A 15,303-nucleotide genomic window follows, 5' to 3' on the forward strand; every position below is an offset into this window, starting at 1 on the left:
GGCCTCAAAGATGACCAACTTAAATCCCCTCACTGAAACGGGAAGGATGCACACACATTCTTTACCTCTCAACTCACGACCTGTCGCAGGGTCATTAAATCCGTCAAGTCTTTCTGAATGCTCCTTGAGCCAATGTCGATGCCCGTAGTGGGGTCTTGACGGTCGGCAATGGGTGCGAACTTAGGGAGCATTCAAAAAGGAATCACTACCATGACAACTACTTCTGCTGTCAACTTCCACGAGCTGTTTGTAATCGACCCAACCTCTGAGTCTGGCCTTAAGTGGCTGGTCTCCGGCACAGGTCGGCGCCCTGATCTGCGCGTGGGCTCTAAGGACACTATGGGTTACTGGAAGGTCTGCTATAAGCGCAAGGCCTACATGGTCCACCGTATCATCTGGGAGATGGTTAACGGTCCTATCCCGGCTGCCCACGTTATCGACCATCGGAACGGTGATGTGACTGATAACCGCCGCGCTAACCTACGCCTCGCCACGACCATGCAGAACGGTCTGAACCAGTCAGGTAAAGGTAGGCGCTTCCTGCCTAAGTCTGTGTCCCTGTCCGATGTTGGTCAGGTGATTGTCACCGTGGATAAGGTGCGATTGATTAAGTCGTTCTCCATATTCAATGACGACTCCAGCGAGCTGATAAACAACGCCATAGCAATCGCCCATGACGCCATCCTTGAGGCACACGGTGAGTTTGCCAACGTGTCCAGCTTCTACAGTGCTGTCCCTGATGAGGCCGTTATGGGTCCCGATACAGGTCACCCCTGAGTCACCTTTAAGAATGCCCTGAGGCCCTTACGCCTTGGGGCTTTCTTTGAGTATCCGACTCTAAAAGTCTAAGAACCTCGCCTATACAGGAGACACCTGACCATGACAGCCGACCAATACCGCTATGCCCAACACAACACCCGTACAGGAACCCTATCGAGGTCTGAACGGAGCCGCCTTTACCTGTTCCTGAAGTTGGACCTTGAAGGTGCATCCCTTGAGGACATCAGGAAGGTCATTGAGAACCACGGCAAGGCCCGCAAGGCCTGCAAAGCAAACTAACCATCAGTCACTAAGGAGAACCTTGATATGACCTTTATAGAGCGCCTTAACACCATCGCTGCATCACCAGTAACTCGGGGCCGACTAATCGCCTTACGTCACGTTTGGCAGGCACCAATGCACCGACCACCACTTAAGGACCTTGAAGGTTTCGGGGTCAACTTAGAACGCCTTCAAGAGTACCTGACGAAGACCAACCCGGTACTGCTGAAGTTCGTAGACCTGATCATTGAATCGGGCCTGAGCTTAGATGCGGTCCTTATGGTCCCGTTAAGTATCCCTCTTGTTCGGTCCCACTCAATTTATATCGACATGCTCAAACTTGGGAGATCAACTAATGGGTCTAATAACCAACACTCTCACAATGGCTAACGCTGTAGGCCGTGAGGAAAGCAAGATAAGAGCCTTGACCATAGATGTGCTGGGTCGACTTGAGAGCGCCGGACTGGTGACCTGTGAGAACCCTGATGGTGTAAACCGAGTGTGGACCCACAAGGTCCCCGTTAAGGGTTCCTGCTGGCTGGCCCGTGAGATAGACCGTCGAGATGGACGTGGGAGAGCCGCTAAGGCCATTGAGGTAAACGAGCTGGTCCTTATGTCGATCATTACGTTAACCCACCGTGAGGACCATAGAGCGTCCCTTGCAGCGCTGATTGTAGGGTGACCGTAGAGTGGCCCTTAATGGTCCCTTTACCCCTCTTTAACACCATCACTCTAAATACCCTCACTTAGAGGGGGAGGACCCATTCTTTTCCCGACATTTGCCGTCCGCCATCGGCATCCAGTAGGTTCCCGCAAAGATCCACCACAACGAACCTAAACCAAACCTTAAACCAGAACCCATAAGAAAGACTTGAGGACACAGGGCGGCTTACTCCTTTGCCTCTGGTCTCTGTGCGCCTATGCGGCAAGTCTTCCTTATGTGTCTAATAGGAGACACTTACTATGAAACTGAATATCCAAAACAAAACCCCTGAGACTGTTGAAGTTCAAGGTCAAAACGTAACCATCGCATTTGCTGAGGGTGTAATGCTCTCGGGTCTTATGGCTGGCTGTGGATTCAACCGCATTAAGCAAGCAGCGATCATTGACCAATATATGGAAGCTGGTTTGTCTGTTGCTGCCTTCCCGGACATTGCCCGCAGTGTTGCCCGTGACCGTGCAGAGCAACGCCAACTGCAAGCCCGTCGTGAGCAAGAAGCTCGTGAACATGCTGAGCGGTTCGCCTCGTATGCATCTCCAAGTGCCCTTGAGGTCGCCCGTCGTCGTGCCAAGCGTGAAGCCCTTGAGGCCGAGATGCGTGCCCGTGGCGCTGCTGTACGTGCTGCCAATGGTCGTTCGACGTGGAACTCTTGGGACTGACCCCTTGAGTGACCTGATGACCCACATCGTTTTGCCTATGGTGACGCTGGCCCTTGCTGGCGTCTCTCTGAGCCCTTTCAAACTATCTTAAGGAGAACCCTATATGAACGCTTTCAAGACTACTGATCACCGTGACACCACCGACCGCCAGAAGGCTGTTACCCACTTCGACCAAGCCACTTGGGAAGACGGTACGTCCATCCAGTACAACACTCAGGCCACTATGCAAGGTCAGACCACTGACGTTAGCGTAGCCGTTGAGGCGATCACTGAGGCCCTTGACGAACACTTCAATGGTGGCGCATGGGAAGCTGAAGCCCACGAGGCAATCCCTTGTGAGGTCCGCCCAAAAGGCACTGAGCCAACCCCTGTGCAACTGGTCAACATGGCTAACCGCAATGTGGTGTTTGATCCTCGCAACTCCATCTATGACCGCTCGACCATCACTGAAGGTGAAGCTGTTGTCGGTGACCTGATCTTCACTGAGCCGACCAATACGGCTGCTCTCTTCTCGTCGCGCCTGACCCTTTTGGATGCCCATTTGGTCGCTGGCTTCACGTCGGCCTCTCTGGGTCAGATGACGGAGAAGTGGATGAAGGACTTCGAGAAGGACTGCGGTTCGACCATTGCGGACATCCTGATCAAGTCACCGTCGACCGAGAAGGTCACCATGACGGAACCCTCTAAGCTCCCCCGTGAGCGCGCCGAGGACATCATTGATGGTCTGACCGTCCACATGAACCAGTCCGTGGGTAACTCCCTGAGTGAGTTCGTGTTGCTGATGCACCAGTCTGAGCAAGGTGTCTTGGAGCGTGCTGCACACCGTGCTGGCGTAGAAGGTATTGATGACCTGCTGGGCTGCCGCACTCAGTTCTACTCGGGCACCAACCGTGGGATCTTTATGCTCCCTAAAGGCTTTGCCGCTCTGTCGTTCCGTCAAGGCAGCGATGGCGCTGTATGGCAACTCCACGCGACCCGTAACCCAGCCATCCAAGGATGGGACATTGAGGTAGGCGGTGTGGCTGACGTGATGGCTCAGGCCAAGGTCAAACTAAAGCTGGCTAACCCGGTTGACCCTAACGAGAAGCTGCAAGTTGAGCTTGTGGAGTTCCCATTGATCACTCAACTGGTCTTCACAGCCAAGTAAGACGATGTACCTACAGGGTCCCTTAAGGACCTTGTGGGCTTTGATAGGTCCTCTTAAAGGACACCGGGTAGCTATAAGGTTTCACCATCCCATATCTCAAGGACCCTGCGAGAGGACCTATCAAAGCCTACGTGAATCAGTACACAGACAACCCACTGGGCTGACCTTCTGGACTCCCTAAAGGGTCAGTTATCTTCTGCACATGAAAGCCCAGGCCAACACTGTGACCTAAAGGACCCTTTGTCTACGCCGTCACTGCTTAAAATGTGCTGGGAATGGCCCTGCTTAACTCTCAGATTTCACACAGGAGCGCTCTATGGACGCCAAGATTACACGGTTGGCTGTCCTTAAAGCCCTCTTGAAGTCTCCCGCAACGTGGAAGCTCATGGGGCTGGCCCTGACTCTCTATGTTCTGACCTATGGGGAAACCATATCGGACCTCTTAGGTGAGCTTGCTGGAACCCTTTAGGGTGTTGCCTTAATGGGTCACTTAAAAGTGCCTTAACGGAAGGCCACAGGGTCTACCAGAATATGACAAGAATTTTCCTGCACTGACCCTAAGCTCTTAGCGCTGTGAGGTTCCCCCCGGTGGGTGGCCGGACCCAGCCGTCTCGCAGGCACGATAAGGACCCACATGATGCGCGCGATAAGGACCCCAGTGAATTCTACAGGGGATTTCAGTCGAGACCCGATGGGATACCATAGGGTCGCCTGTTAGGGCCCGTTAGACATCGTTAGAAGTCCATGACACTATGGGCCCTCAACGGTGACCTGATGGATACTTGCAGTTCGTGCTCAATTATCCGGGGCGAGCCAACAGCAAGTCGTGACCGCTGCAAAACCGCAGGTTACTGAACAGACTGCTCTTCAGTAACCTGCGGTATGCCGAGGATGTCGTTGACGATGGCGTTGTACTCCAGCCGGGACGTGTTCCTGAACTCGATGGTGACGATTTCCGTGTCATGCACCGGCCCACGCTCAGTCACCAGATGCTTGATGTTATCGGCCCGGGCGCCCAATACCTCCTTGAGCCGGCTCATTGTCAGCGTAGCGGTCGGCGCCACCAGCCTGACCACATGCACCTTCAGGTAATCGCGGTACTTGCGCTCCAGCGGCCCGAGAATTGCCAGAATCACCAGGATCAAGGCTGCGGCCGCCACCGACAAGGTATACAGCCCGCCGCCCACCGCCAGGCCAATGGCGGCCACTGCCCACAAGCTGGCCGCGGTGTTCAGGCCCCTGATCACGGCACCACGCTGCAAAATTGAGCCCGCACCCAAAAAGCCGATGCCGGTCACCACCTGTGCCGCGATCCGTGAAGGGTCCAGCTGGGTACCGGGCATGGTCAGGGCCTGCTGGAAACCAAAGGCCGAGACCATCATGAACAGGCAGGCGCCGGTACACACCAGCATGTGGGTACGCAACCCTGCGGACCAGAACAGATGCTCTCGTTGCAGCCCGATCAGACAGCCCAGCAAGGCCGCCAATAACAAACGTAAACACATCTCCGGATCTGAAATCATCGCCCGCGTCCCCCCGCAAACTTTCGAGCATAGCCAAGCTTTGGGGATCGGCCACAGATCATCGGCATCACGACACAATGAGACAGATCCGCGGCCAGGGGAGTGACTTTAGCCAGCGTCAAATCTAGTATCGCCCCGCCCTATTACCTCCCTAAAAATAAAGTATGGAAACGCTGATGATGCCCTTCACTCGCACCCTGCTCGCCCTCTCTCTGGGTATGGCTCTGCTGCAAAACCCGGCCTTCGCCGCCCCGCCCCTGTCGATGACCGATGGTGTGGCACAGGTCAGTACCCAGGACAGCAATGCCTGGGTCGAAATCAACAAGGCTGCCTTCGAAAACAATATCCGGGTGCTGCAAGCCACTCTGGATGGCAAGTCGAAAATCTGCGCCGTGCTCAAGGCCGATGCCTACGGTCACGGTATCGGTCTGCTGATGCCGTCGGTGATTGCCATGGGCGTTCCCTGTGTCGGGGTTGCCAGCAACGAAGAAGCCCGTGTGGTGCGCGAAAGCGGCTTCAAGGGCCAGTTGATCCGCGTACGCACCGCCGCCCTCAGCGAGCTGGAAGCAGCGCTGCCGTACAACATGGAAGAACTGGTGGGCAACCTCGACTTCGCGGTCAGGGCCAGCCTGATTGCCGAGCAACACGGTCGCCCGCTGGTGGTCCATCTGGGGTTGAACTCCAGCGGCATGAGCCGTAACGGCGTGGAAATGACCACCGCCCAGGGGCGCCGTGACGCGGTGGCCATCACCAAAGTGCCGAACCTTGAAATACGGGCGATCATGACCCACTTCGCCGTCGAGGATGCCGATGACGTGCGCGCCGGGCTCAAGGCTTTCAACCAGCAGGCGCAGTGGCTGATGAACGTCGCCGGGCTCGATCGCAGCAAAATCACCCTGCACGCGGCCAACTCGTTCGCCACCCTGGAAGTGCCGGAGTCGCATCTGGACATGGTCCGCCCCGGCGGCGCGCTGTTCGGTGACACCGTACCGTCCCACACAGATTACAAACGGGTGATGCAATTCAAGTCCCACGTGGCCTCGGTCAATAGCTACCCCAAGGGCAATACCGTCGGTTACGACCGCACCTACACCCTGGGTCGTGACTCGAAACTGGCCAACATCACAGTCGGTTACTCCGACGGTTACCGTCGTGCGTTCACCAACAAAGGCATTGTGCTGATCAACGGCCACCGCGTGCCGGTGGTGGGCAAAGTATCGATGAACACCCTTATGGTTGACGTCACCGATGCCCCGGACGTGAAAAGCGGTGATGAAGTGGTGCTGTTCGGCCAACAGGGCAAGGCGCAAATCAGCCAGGCAGAGGTCGAAGACATCAACGGCGCGCTGCTGGCCGACCTGTACACCGTATGGGGCAACTCCAACCCGAAGATCCTGATCGACCAATAACAACCTGAACCCTGAACCCTGAACCTGTAGGAGCGAGCTTGCCTCGCGAGCTCTTGGCGATTTATGCGCCACGTACAAAAAGCTCGCGAGGCAGGTTCGCTCCTACCGTTGGGTAGACCGCAGCATGATCGCCCCTCCGGTAAACGCGAATCGTAAAGATTGGTAAATGGCATTGATTGTTATTTGCGAGAATGTAAAAATTTGTAACCAATTCTCGTTTACGCAGTTCCATGCCCGGAGTATTCGCAGATCATGCGCAAAATGTTCACCCTGCCCACGTCAGCCCTCACCCTGATCGCCCTGGGCATTCTCAACAGTGCCGTTGCCGACACCCTGGACCTGCCCACCACGAGCATCACCGGCGACGGTGAAGACGCGCCGCAGGGTTATCAGGCCAGGCCGAATGCCAGCACCACCCGCCTGAACCTCAGCGCCGGGCAAACCCCTCAAGGCGTGACCAGCATCAAGCGCGAGCAACTGGATGACTTCAAACTCAACAGTATCCGCGACGTGCTGGGCAGCACCCCGGGGGTCAACGTGCAGAAGATCGAGACCGATCGTACTTACTTCACCGCCCGCGGCTTCGACATCACCAACTTTCAGTACGACGGCATGGGTATGCCGTTGAACGGCGGGTTGCTGGTGGGCGATATCGACATGGCGCCCTATGAGCAAGTGGACATTTTGCACGGCGCCAACGGCCTGATGACCGGCAGCGGCAACCCCTCGGCCACGGTCAACTTTGTGCGCAAGCGCCCCACCTATGACACCGAAGCCAAGGTCAGTGTCAGTGCCGGGTCCTGGGACAAGCGCCGCGTCGACCTCGATGTCTCAGGGCCTCTGACCGACTCGGGAAATGTCCGTGGACGGGTGATTTATGCCAACGAGACGGGCAATTCCTACCTCGACCGCTATTCCCGGGAGAAGAATATTTTCAGCGGCCTGCTGGCCTTCGACCTGAGCGATAGCGACACCCTGACCCTGGGCATCGAAGACCAGAAGAGCAATGCCAACGGCGCCAGCTGGGGCGCGCTGCCGCTGACCGATGCCAGCGGCAAGGCGCTGCACTACAGCAGCACCCGTTCCAGCATCGCCCAACCCTGGGTGTACTGGGACGTGCATACCACCCGCGCCTTTGCCGAGTGGCAACACAGCTTCGCCAATGACTGGAAGTCGACGCTGACCCTGACCGCCATGGAGCACCGCGAAGACACCGACATGTTCTACGTGTATGGCAACAGCGGCTCGGCCACCGGGTTCACCGGTCTTGCCTCCAACTACAAGGGCAAGACCCGCGAGCTGGATGGCGACATTTCCTTCAGCGGGCCTTTTACCCTCGGCGGTCGTGAACACCAACTGACCTTCGGCGCCAACGTGGCCCGCTCGCGCACCCAGGAGACCTCGCTGTTTGGCTCCTCGTCGTACTACACCGACGTCTCGCTGCAAGATGCCCTCAACGGGGTAATTCCCAAGCCCACCTACAACATCGCCAATGCCGCTGATACCTCGAACTACACCGACCGGCAGAAAAGTGTCTATGCCGGCACACGTTTGAGCCTGGCCGACGATCTGCACCTGATCATCGGGGCGCGCATGCTCAGCGCCGACAGCGACGGCGAGAACTACGACTCGGCCCGGGATGTGAGCATCCATGGCAAGGTCACGCCCTATGCGGGCGTGGTTTACGACCTGACCGAGCAATACTCGCTGTATGCCAGCTACACCGAGATATTCAATCCCCAGTACTACCTCAACACCCAGGGCAAAGTGATCGACCCGCTGCAAGGCAAGAGTTACGAAGCGGGCATCAAGGGCCATTTGCTGGATAACAAACTGGATGTCAGCGCGGCGGTATTCCACACCAGGCAGGACAACGTGGCCACCTATGCCGGCTTTAATCCGGCGCTGGGCGGGTATCTGTATGACGGCATGTCCTACAAGAGCGACGGGATAGAGCTTGAGGCGTCCGGGGAACTGGCGCCGGGCCTGCAAATCAGCGGCGGCTACACCTATGTGTACATCACCGATGCCGACAATGACCGCGGGCGCAAATTCATCCCGCGCAATGCCCTGACCTCATCCATGACCTACAAACTGCCGATGGCGCCGAAGGTCAAGGTGGGTGGCAGCCTGAAATGGCAAAGCAAAATCGAGAACGACGATGCCCCGGCGGCCAACCAGGCGGCCTACGCGCTGGTGGGCCTGATGGCCAGCTACGACATCGATGCGCACTGGAGCACCCAGCTCAACCTGGACAACCTCACCAACCGCAAGTACCTGCAAAGCGTGCGCTACGGCCAAAGCAACTATGGCGATCCGCGCAACGTGACGGCGTCGGTCAGCTGGAAGTTCTAAGAAAGGCCTGGCCGACCCCATCGCCGGCAAGCCGGCTCCCACACAAGCCAGTTCTCACTGGTGGAAGGCACGCCTCCTCCTGTGGGAGCTGGCTTGCCAATGATGGAAGGCATCCCTCTTCCTGTAGGAGCTGGCTTGCCAGCGATGGAAGGTATCCCTCTCCTGTGGGAGCTGGCTTGCCAGCGATGGAAGGTATCCCTCTTCCTGTGGGAGCTGGCTTGCCAGCGATGGAAGGCATCCCTCTTCCTGTGGAAGCTGGTTGCCACTGATGGAAGGTATCCCTTCTCCTGTGGAAGCTGGTTGCCACTGATGGAAGGCATCCCTCTCCTGTGGGAGCTGGCTTGCCAGCGATGGAAGGCATCCCTCTTCCTGTGGGAGCTGGCTTGCCACTGGTGGAATGCATCCCTCTTCCTGTGGAAGCTGGCTTGCCAGCGATGGAAGGTATCCCTTCTCCTGTGGGAGCTGGCTTGCCAGCGATGGAAGGTATCCCTCTTCCTGTGGGAGCTGGCTTGCCAGCGATGGCATCAACCCCGGGCCGCTGCCGGGGTCATGCGAAAGGCCACACCGAAGCGGTTGAAGGCATTCATCAGGCCGATAGCATAGGTCAGGTCTGCCAGTTCCTGGTCGCTGAATTCGGCGGTTGCCCGTTCATAGTCCGCATCGCCAACGCCGGTTTGCTCGACCCGGGTGACGCTTTCAGCCCACCTCAATGCAACCCGTTCCCGTGCGCTGAACAACTCCCCCCCTTCCTGCCACACCGGCACCAGCACCAGTTTTTCCACGGCCATGCCGTGCTTGAGCAAATCCCGCGAGTGGAGATCGATGCAGTAGGCACAGCCGTTTATTTGTGAAACCCGCAGATACACCAGGTCGATCAGGGCTTTGGGCAGGCTGCTGTTTTGCACACAGGCATAGACATTGGCAAATGCCCGGTTGCCCTCCGGTGACGCCTTGGAGTAATCGATACGCTGACTCATGAACTGTCCTTGCAGTGGCACATTAGGTGGGGCCATAGTGCCGATTCTTGGCCCTGCCCAAAAGAGCCAAGAATCGTCTTTATCCATAGGCCATGATTCCTTCAGGCAGACCATGAAAACCACCGCGCCGCGCATTTCCCCCCTGGATCCGGGCTCCAGCGAACCCATCTACCGTCAACTTTATGAGCATTTGCGCGCGGCCATTGCCAGCGGCTCGCTGAAACCCGGTGAACGGGTACCCGCAGCACGGGCTCTGGCCAAAGAGTTGGGCCTGGCCAGAGGCACTGTGGACAGCGCGTATTCACTGCTGACCGGCGAAGGCTATCTGCAGGCGCGGGGTCAGGCAGGCACAGTCGTGACACCGGGGATCAGCCTCAATCCCGGACCGCTACCTGCCCTTGCCGCAACCAGCCCGGCCCTGCCCCGACTACCGGCAATCATGCCCTTTCAAATGGGCCTGCCGGCGCTGGACGTTTTCCCGCGAAAAACCTGGGCCCAGATCAGTGCTCGGTGCGTGCGCAGCGCCACCATCGAGGACATGGCCCTGCCTTCGGACCAGGGCCTGGAATCGTTGCGCACCGCCATTGCCGGTTACTTGCAGGTTGCCCGCGGGATTAGCTGCACGCCGTCCCAGGTGTTCATCACCTCGGGCTATCGGGACAGCCTGTCGCTGATCGCCCATGCCTTGCTCAAACCTGGGGAGCAGGTGCTGGTGGAAGACCCGGGGTATCCGCCGACCCGGCAGTTGCTCGAAGCCCTGGATATACAAACGGTCCCCGCCGCTGTGGATCAGGACGGCATGGCCCTGCCCGACGACATGGGCCAGGGATACCGGGCGGCCATTGTCACGCCGGCCCATCAAAGCCCGCTGTGTGTATCCCTGGCACTGCCGCGCCGCCTGCAATTGCTGGCATGGGCCAGCCGGCAACAGGCCTGGATTGTCGAAGACGATTACGACGGCGAGTACCGCTACAGCAGTCGTCCGCTGCCGGCACTCAAAAGCCTGGACCGCGATGGCCGGGTGATTTACAGCGGCACCTTCAGCAAAGTGCTGTTCCCCGGGCTACGCCTGGCCTATCTGGTGGTACCCGAAGCGCAAATCCAGCGTTTCGAAAGCATCAGCCAGGTTTTTCGCAGCGGTTGCCCGCCACTGACCCAGGCCATCGTCGCGGCCTTTATGAGCCAGGGCCACTTTGCCCGGCATATCCAGCGCATGCGCAAACTCTATGGCGAACGCCGGGCCATGGCCGTGAGCGGGTTGAGCAAAGTGCTGGGCGAACACATCCGGATTGATGCCAACCCCGGAGGCATGCATCTGATCCTGCGCCTGGCAGATCCGCAACCAGACCGGTTACTGGTACAGCGCATGCGCCAGCACGGCCTGTTCGCCGAAGCACTGAGCGAATGGAGCCTGCAGAGCACACCTCAGTCGGCTCTTCTGCTCGGCTTTGCCAACATCCCGTCACAAGCCAGCGCCGAAGCCCTGGGCCAGCGCATTCTGGCACTTATGTAGCAGCGGCCAGGGCACTGAAAGAATTAAAGATAGTTAGCTAAACATTTGTTATTCTTGCCTCCCCCTACCGCTGGCGACTAACCACCGCCAGCGTCCCCCCGCGCCATCACTTCGCTGATTGCGCAAGCTTCACTCCTATAACGAAAACCTGCCACGACAGGAAGTACCATGAATTGCCTGAATGAACTGAAGAAGCCTACGCGGCGCGTGCTGCTGCAAGGGCTCTTGACTGCTTATACCGCGTCCCTGATTCCCTTCGCCCTGGCCGAAACGGTCGACACGCCAGAACAAGGTGCCTTTGTGGCGCTGTCAGCGATCATCGCCGGGCGTCAAAGCCTCGATCCGGTGCTGGCCGGCATGCTGTACAAAGCCCTGGTTGAACAAGACCCCGGTTTTCCCCAGGCGGCCAAAGAGCTGCTGGCACTGATCAATCAACGCCAGATTGATCCCATGCAACTGCAAAAGACCCTGGACGACGAAAAATCCTCCCTGGCCAGCGTGCCGCGCAAAGTGGCCATGGCCTGGTTCATGGGCGTAGTCGGCAGCGGCGCCCAGGCCCGTTGCCTGGCGTACGAGCATGCACTCAATGCGCAGATCGTGGCTGACGTGCTCAAGCCACCGACCTATGCCTATGGCGCTTATGGAAGCTGGGCTCGCAACCCGACAGTCGAATTGAAAAAAGAGGTAAACAATGTCTGATCAACTGTCCGCGGACATCGTCATCATCGGCTCGGGTATCTGCGGCGCCATGGCTGCCACTCACCTGCTCAAGCAAGGCGCTTCGGTACTGATTCTCGAAGCCGGCGGTCCTATCGATCGCGGGCGTGTGGTGGCCGCGTTCCGCAACTCGACACGTAAAAGTGACTGGATGTCGCCCTACACCTGTAGCGACATTGCCCCGCACCCGATCTACAAGCCCACCGACAACGGTTATCTGGTCCAGGGCGGCCCTTACCCGTACCCGGCCGAATACATCCGTGGCGTCGGCGGCACCACCTGGCACTGGGCAGCGCAGGCATGGCGCCTGGTACCCGGCGACATGCGGATCAAGACCCTCTACAACCTGGGCGTCGACTGGCCCATGAGCTACGAAGAACTCGACCCTTTCTATCAGCAAGCGGAAGAGATCTGGGGCGTGTCAGGCGCCGAAAACACCGGTTCACCCCGCAGCCAGCCGTTCCCGATGGAGCCCGTGACCGAACCCTACGCCATGCGCCGCATCCGCGAACGCCTGGCCCCGGCGTTCCCGGTAGTGGGTAACACCACGGCCCGTAACAGCCGCGCCTATGACGGTCGCCCGGCCTGCTGTGGCAACAACAGCTGCCAGCCGATCTGCCCGATTGACGCGCAATACCATGGCGGCATCGCGATCCAGACCGCAGTGGACGCAGGCGCCCAACTGCAGGTCAACGCCGTGGTTTACCGCATCGAACATGATGACAAGGGCCATATCGTGGCCGTGCACTACTTCGACGCGGACAAACAGTCGCACCGGGTCACCGGCAAGACTTTCATCCTCGCGGCCAACGGCATCGAAAGCCCGAAACTGCTGCTGATGTCTGCCAGCGACAAGTACCCCAACGGCCTGGCCAACAGCTCGGGCATGGTGGGTCGCAACCTGATGGACCACCCGAGCACCTCGCTGACCTTCGATGCCGATGAAGAACTGTGGCTGGGTCGCGGCCCGCAAAGCCCCAGCTCGATCAATACCATGCGCGATGGCGAGTTCCGCTCTGAGCACGCCCCGTATCGCCTGGATTTCACCAATATTTCCCGGGTCAACAGCGCCACTGACGCGCTGATCACGGCCGGGGTCTACGGTGCCGAATTCGAGAAGCAGTTGCGTCACCGCGCCGCCTTTGAAATGAGCCTCAAGGACGTGTTGGAAGTACTGCCCAACCCTGAGAACCGCATCAGCCTGAGCGACCAGAAAGACAAGCTGGGGCTGCCAAAACCCAAGGTCAACTACGCCATCGACGAATACACCCGCAAGGGTGCAGCGCGGTCCCACAAAGACTTCGCCCGGATTGCCGAAATGATGGGCGGGACCAATCTGCGCTACAGCGCCGAAGGCAGCTTTGCCAACAACCAGCACATCACCGGCACCATGAGCATGGGCATCGACCCGAAGACTTCGGTCTGTGACAGCTATGGCCGTACCCACGACCACGACAACCTGTTCATTTGCAGCACCGGGGTGATGCCGACCTCCGCCACCATGAACTCGACCCTGACCGCTGCGGCACTGACCTTGCGCACTGCGCAACACATCCTGCCGAACCGGATCATTGCCACTGAACAGGGACGGGGTTGAGCCATGAACTGGAATCTTGTTTCCCTTAGCGCGCTGATGCTGCTGGCACTCAACGTCAATGCTGCCGATGACGCACAGATCAAACGTGGCCAGTACCTGTCCACCGCCGGTGACTGCGTCGCCTGCCACAGCGTGCCCGGTGGCAAACCCTTTGCCGGCGGTCTGGCGCTGCCTACGCCGATCGGCGAAATCATCGCCACCAACATCACCCCGTCGAAAACGGCGGGTATCGGCAACTACAGCCTGGAGCAGTTCAGCGATGCCCTGCGCAAGGGTGTGCGTGCCGACGGCCAGCATCTTTATCCCGCCATGCCTTACACCGCTTACGCCAAAGTCAGCGATGAAGACATCAAGGATATGTACGCCTACTTCATGAACGCCGTGGAGCCGGTGGACAGCCCGACCAAAGCCACCGAGCTGCCGTTTCCGTTCAACATTCGCCTGTCCATGGCGGCGTGGAACCTGTTGTTTCTCGACAACAGCACCTTCGTTGCCGATACCGGCCGCGACCCCGAGTGGAACCGTGGCGCCTACCTGGTTCAGGGCCTGACCCACTGCAGCACCTGCCACACCCCGCGCAATCTGCTGATGGCCGAAGTTTCGTCCAAAGAGCTGGCCGGTGGTGATGTAGGGACCTGGCACGCGCCGAACATCACCTCCGACCTCAACAGCGGTATCGGTGGCTGGGACAACGCGCAGCTGGTGGCGTACCTGAAAACCGGCGAAGCCCGGGGCAAGGCACAAGCTGCCGGGCCGATGGCCGAAGCGGTGGATCACAGCCTGCAGTACATGAACGACAGCGACCTCAAGGCAATTGCCGTTTACCTCAAGGCCCTGCCTGCTCAGCACAACCCGGCTGACAGCAAACCGGTGTATGCCCTTGGGCAAGCCACCGACGAGCTGAACAGCATCCGTGGCGTAGAGTTGCCGGCTGATGGCGACAAAATGACCGGTGCGCAGATCTACGATGCCTACTGCAGTTCCTGTCACCAGGCCCAGGCCCAGGGCAGCTTTGAAGGCGCCCTGCCTTCGTTGCTGCACAACACGGCGGTCGGACGCAGTAATCCGGCCAACCTGGTCATGGTGATTCTGGAAGGCGTGAAACGTGGCGCTGACGGTCAGGACATCCGCATGCAAGGTTTCGCCAAGACCCTGAGTGACCAGCAGGTAGCGACACTGGCCACTTGGCTGACCGAGCATTACGGCAACCCGCAGGTCAAAGTCAGCGCCGCCCAGGTCAAGCAAACCCGCGCAGGCGGCCCCGTCTCGCACCTGGCCGCACTGGCCCAGGGCGCGATTGCCGCCGGCGTCATTGTTTTGATCCTGCTGCTGGTATGGCGAGCACGTCGCAAACGCCGGGGTTAAGCCCAAACTTGTTCGCGATGGCCTAACCGCCATCGCTGGCAAGCCAGCTCCCACAGATCACCCTTTGTGGGAGCCGGGCTTGCCCGCGATGGCAGCACCGCGGGCCGGCAGTCATGTCGAATTGTCTGCATCGCTGGCAAGCCAGCTCCCACAGGTACCGGGGAGCCGCACCACTCCACCCTTTGTGGGAGCCGGGCTTGCCCGCGATGGCAGCACCGCGGTCCGGCAGTCATGCCGAATTGTCTGCATCGCTGGCAAGCCAGCTCCCACAAAGCCCGG

The 15,303-nt window shown here is 58.8% G+C and carries 12 protein-coding genes; 10 read left to right on the top strand and 2 right to left on the bottom strand.

What is annotated here, in order from left to right; genetic code table 11:
- The first annotated feature begins 210 nt into the window (after nucleotides 1–210).
- From B195_RS12675 to B195_RS12700, 4 genes are all read left to right on the top strand, one after another.
- On the top strand, nucleotides 211–777 hold the full coding sequence (locus B195_RS12675) for an HNH endonuclease signature motif containing protein (protein WP_003445913.1): 567 nt from the start codon (nucleotides 211–213) through the stop codon (nucleotides 775–777).
- Nucleotides 778–879: 102 nt separating this feature from the next.
- Entirely contained in the window at nucleotides 880–1,059 is a 180-nt protein-coding gene (locus B195_RS12680; RefSeq protein ID WP_037001807.1) for a hypothetical protein, read from the top strand.
- Nucleotides 1,060–2,004: 945 nt separating this feature from the next.
- Entirely contained in the window at nucleotides 2,005–2,421 is a 417-nt protein-coding gene (locus B195_RS12695; protein WP_003445918.1) for a hypothetical protein, read from the top strand.
- Nucleotides 2,422–2,524: 103 nt separating this feature from the next.
- Entirely contained in the window at nucleotides 2,525–3,568 is a 1,044-nt protein-coding gene (locus B195_RS12700) for a hypothetical protein (RefSeq protein WP_003445920.1), read from the top strand.
- An 848-nt stretch (nucleotides 3,569–4,416) separates the two neighbouring features.
- On the opposite strand, the gene B195_RS12705 is transcribed toward B195_RS12700, so the two are convergent.
- A complete protein-coding gene (locus tag B195_RS12705; RefSeq protein ID WP_003445922.1) occupies nucleotides 4,417–5,091 on the bottom strand; it encodes an MgtC/SapB family protein in 675 nt (224 codons plus the stop codon).
- Between the two features lie 179 nt (nucleotides 5,092–5,270).
- Between B195_RS12705 and alr the strand changes: the two genes are divergently transcribed.
- Both alr and B195_RS12715 read left to right on the top strand, forming a co-directional pair.
- The gene (gene alr, locus B195_RS12710; RefSeq protein ID WP_037001820.1) at nucleotides 5,271–6,500 is read left to right on the top strand and encodes an alanine racemase; all 1,230 of its coding nucleotides are present in this window, start codon (nucleotides 5,271–5,273) and stop codon (nucleotides 6,498–6,500) included.
- A 252-nt stretch (nucleotides 6,501–6,752) separates the two neighbouring features.
- Complete coding sequence (locus B195_RS12715) at nucleotides 6,753–8,855, top strand: TonB-dependent siderophore receptor (RefSeq protein WP_003445926.1); 2,103 nt, start codon at nucleotides 6,753–6,755, stop codon at nucleotides 8,853–8,855.
- Nucleotides 8,856–9,379: 524 nt separating this feature from the next.
- Here the strand turns inward: B195_RS12715 and B195_RS12720 are convergent.
- Entirely contained in the window at nucleotides 9,380–9,832 is a 453-nt protein-coding gene (locus B195_RS12720) for a carboxymuconolactone decarboxylase family protein (RefSeq protein WP_037001808.1), read from the bottom strand.
- Between the two features lie 112 nt (nucleotides 9,833–9,944).
- On the opposite strand from B195_RS12720, the gene B195_RS12725 reads away from it, so the two are divergent.
- The 4 genes from B195_RS12725 to B195_RS12740 all read left to right on the top strand — a co-directional run bounded on the left by B195_RS12725 (nucleotide 9,945) and on the right by B195_RS12740 (nucleotide 15,024).
- Nucleotides 9,945–11,345, top strand: a complete 1,401-nt coding sequence (locus B195_RS12725; protein WP_003445930.1) for a PLP-dependent aminotransferase family protein — start codon at nucleotides 9,945–9,947, stop codon at nucleotides 11,343–11,345.
- 168 nt (nucleotides 11,346–11,513) lie between these two features.
- Complete coding sequence (locus tag B195_RS12730; protein WP_003445934.1) at nucleotides 11,514–12,044, top strand: sugar dehydrogenase complex small subunit; 531 nt, start codon at nucleotides 11,514–11,516, stop codon at nucleotides 12,042–12,044.
- Nucleotides 12,037–13,659, top strand: a complete 1,623-nt coding sequence (locus B195_RS12735) for a GMC family oxidoreductase (protein ID WP_003445936.1) — start codon at nucleotides 12,037–12,039, stop codon at nucleotides 13,657–13,659. Before B195_RS12730 ends, B195_RS12735 begins: the two co-directional genes overlap by 8 nt.
- A 3-nt stretch (nucleotides 13,660–13,662) precedes the next feature.
- A complete protein-coding gene (locus B195_RS12740) occupies nucleotides 13,663–15,024 on the top strand; it encodes a cytochrome c (RefSeq protein WP_003445938.1) in 1,362 nt (453 codons plus the stop codon).
- Nucleotides 15,025–15,303 lie beyond the last annotated feature (279 nt).

Source organism: Pseudomonas sp. Lz4W (assembly GCF_000346225.2).
GTDB classification, from domain to species: Bacteria; Pseudomonadota; Gammaproteobacteria; order Pseudomonadales; family Pseudomonadaceae; genus Aquipseudomonas; species Aquipseudomonas paraversuta.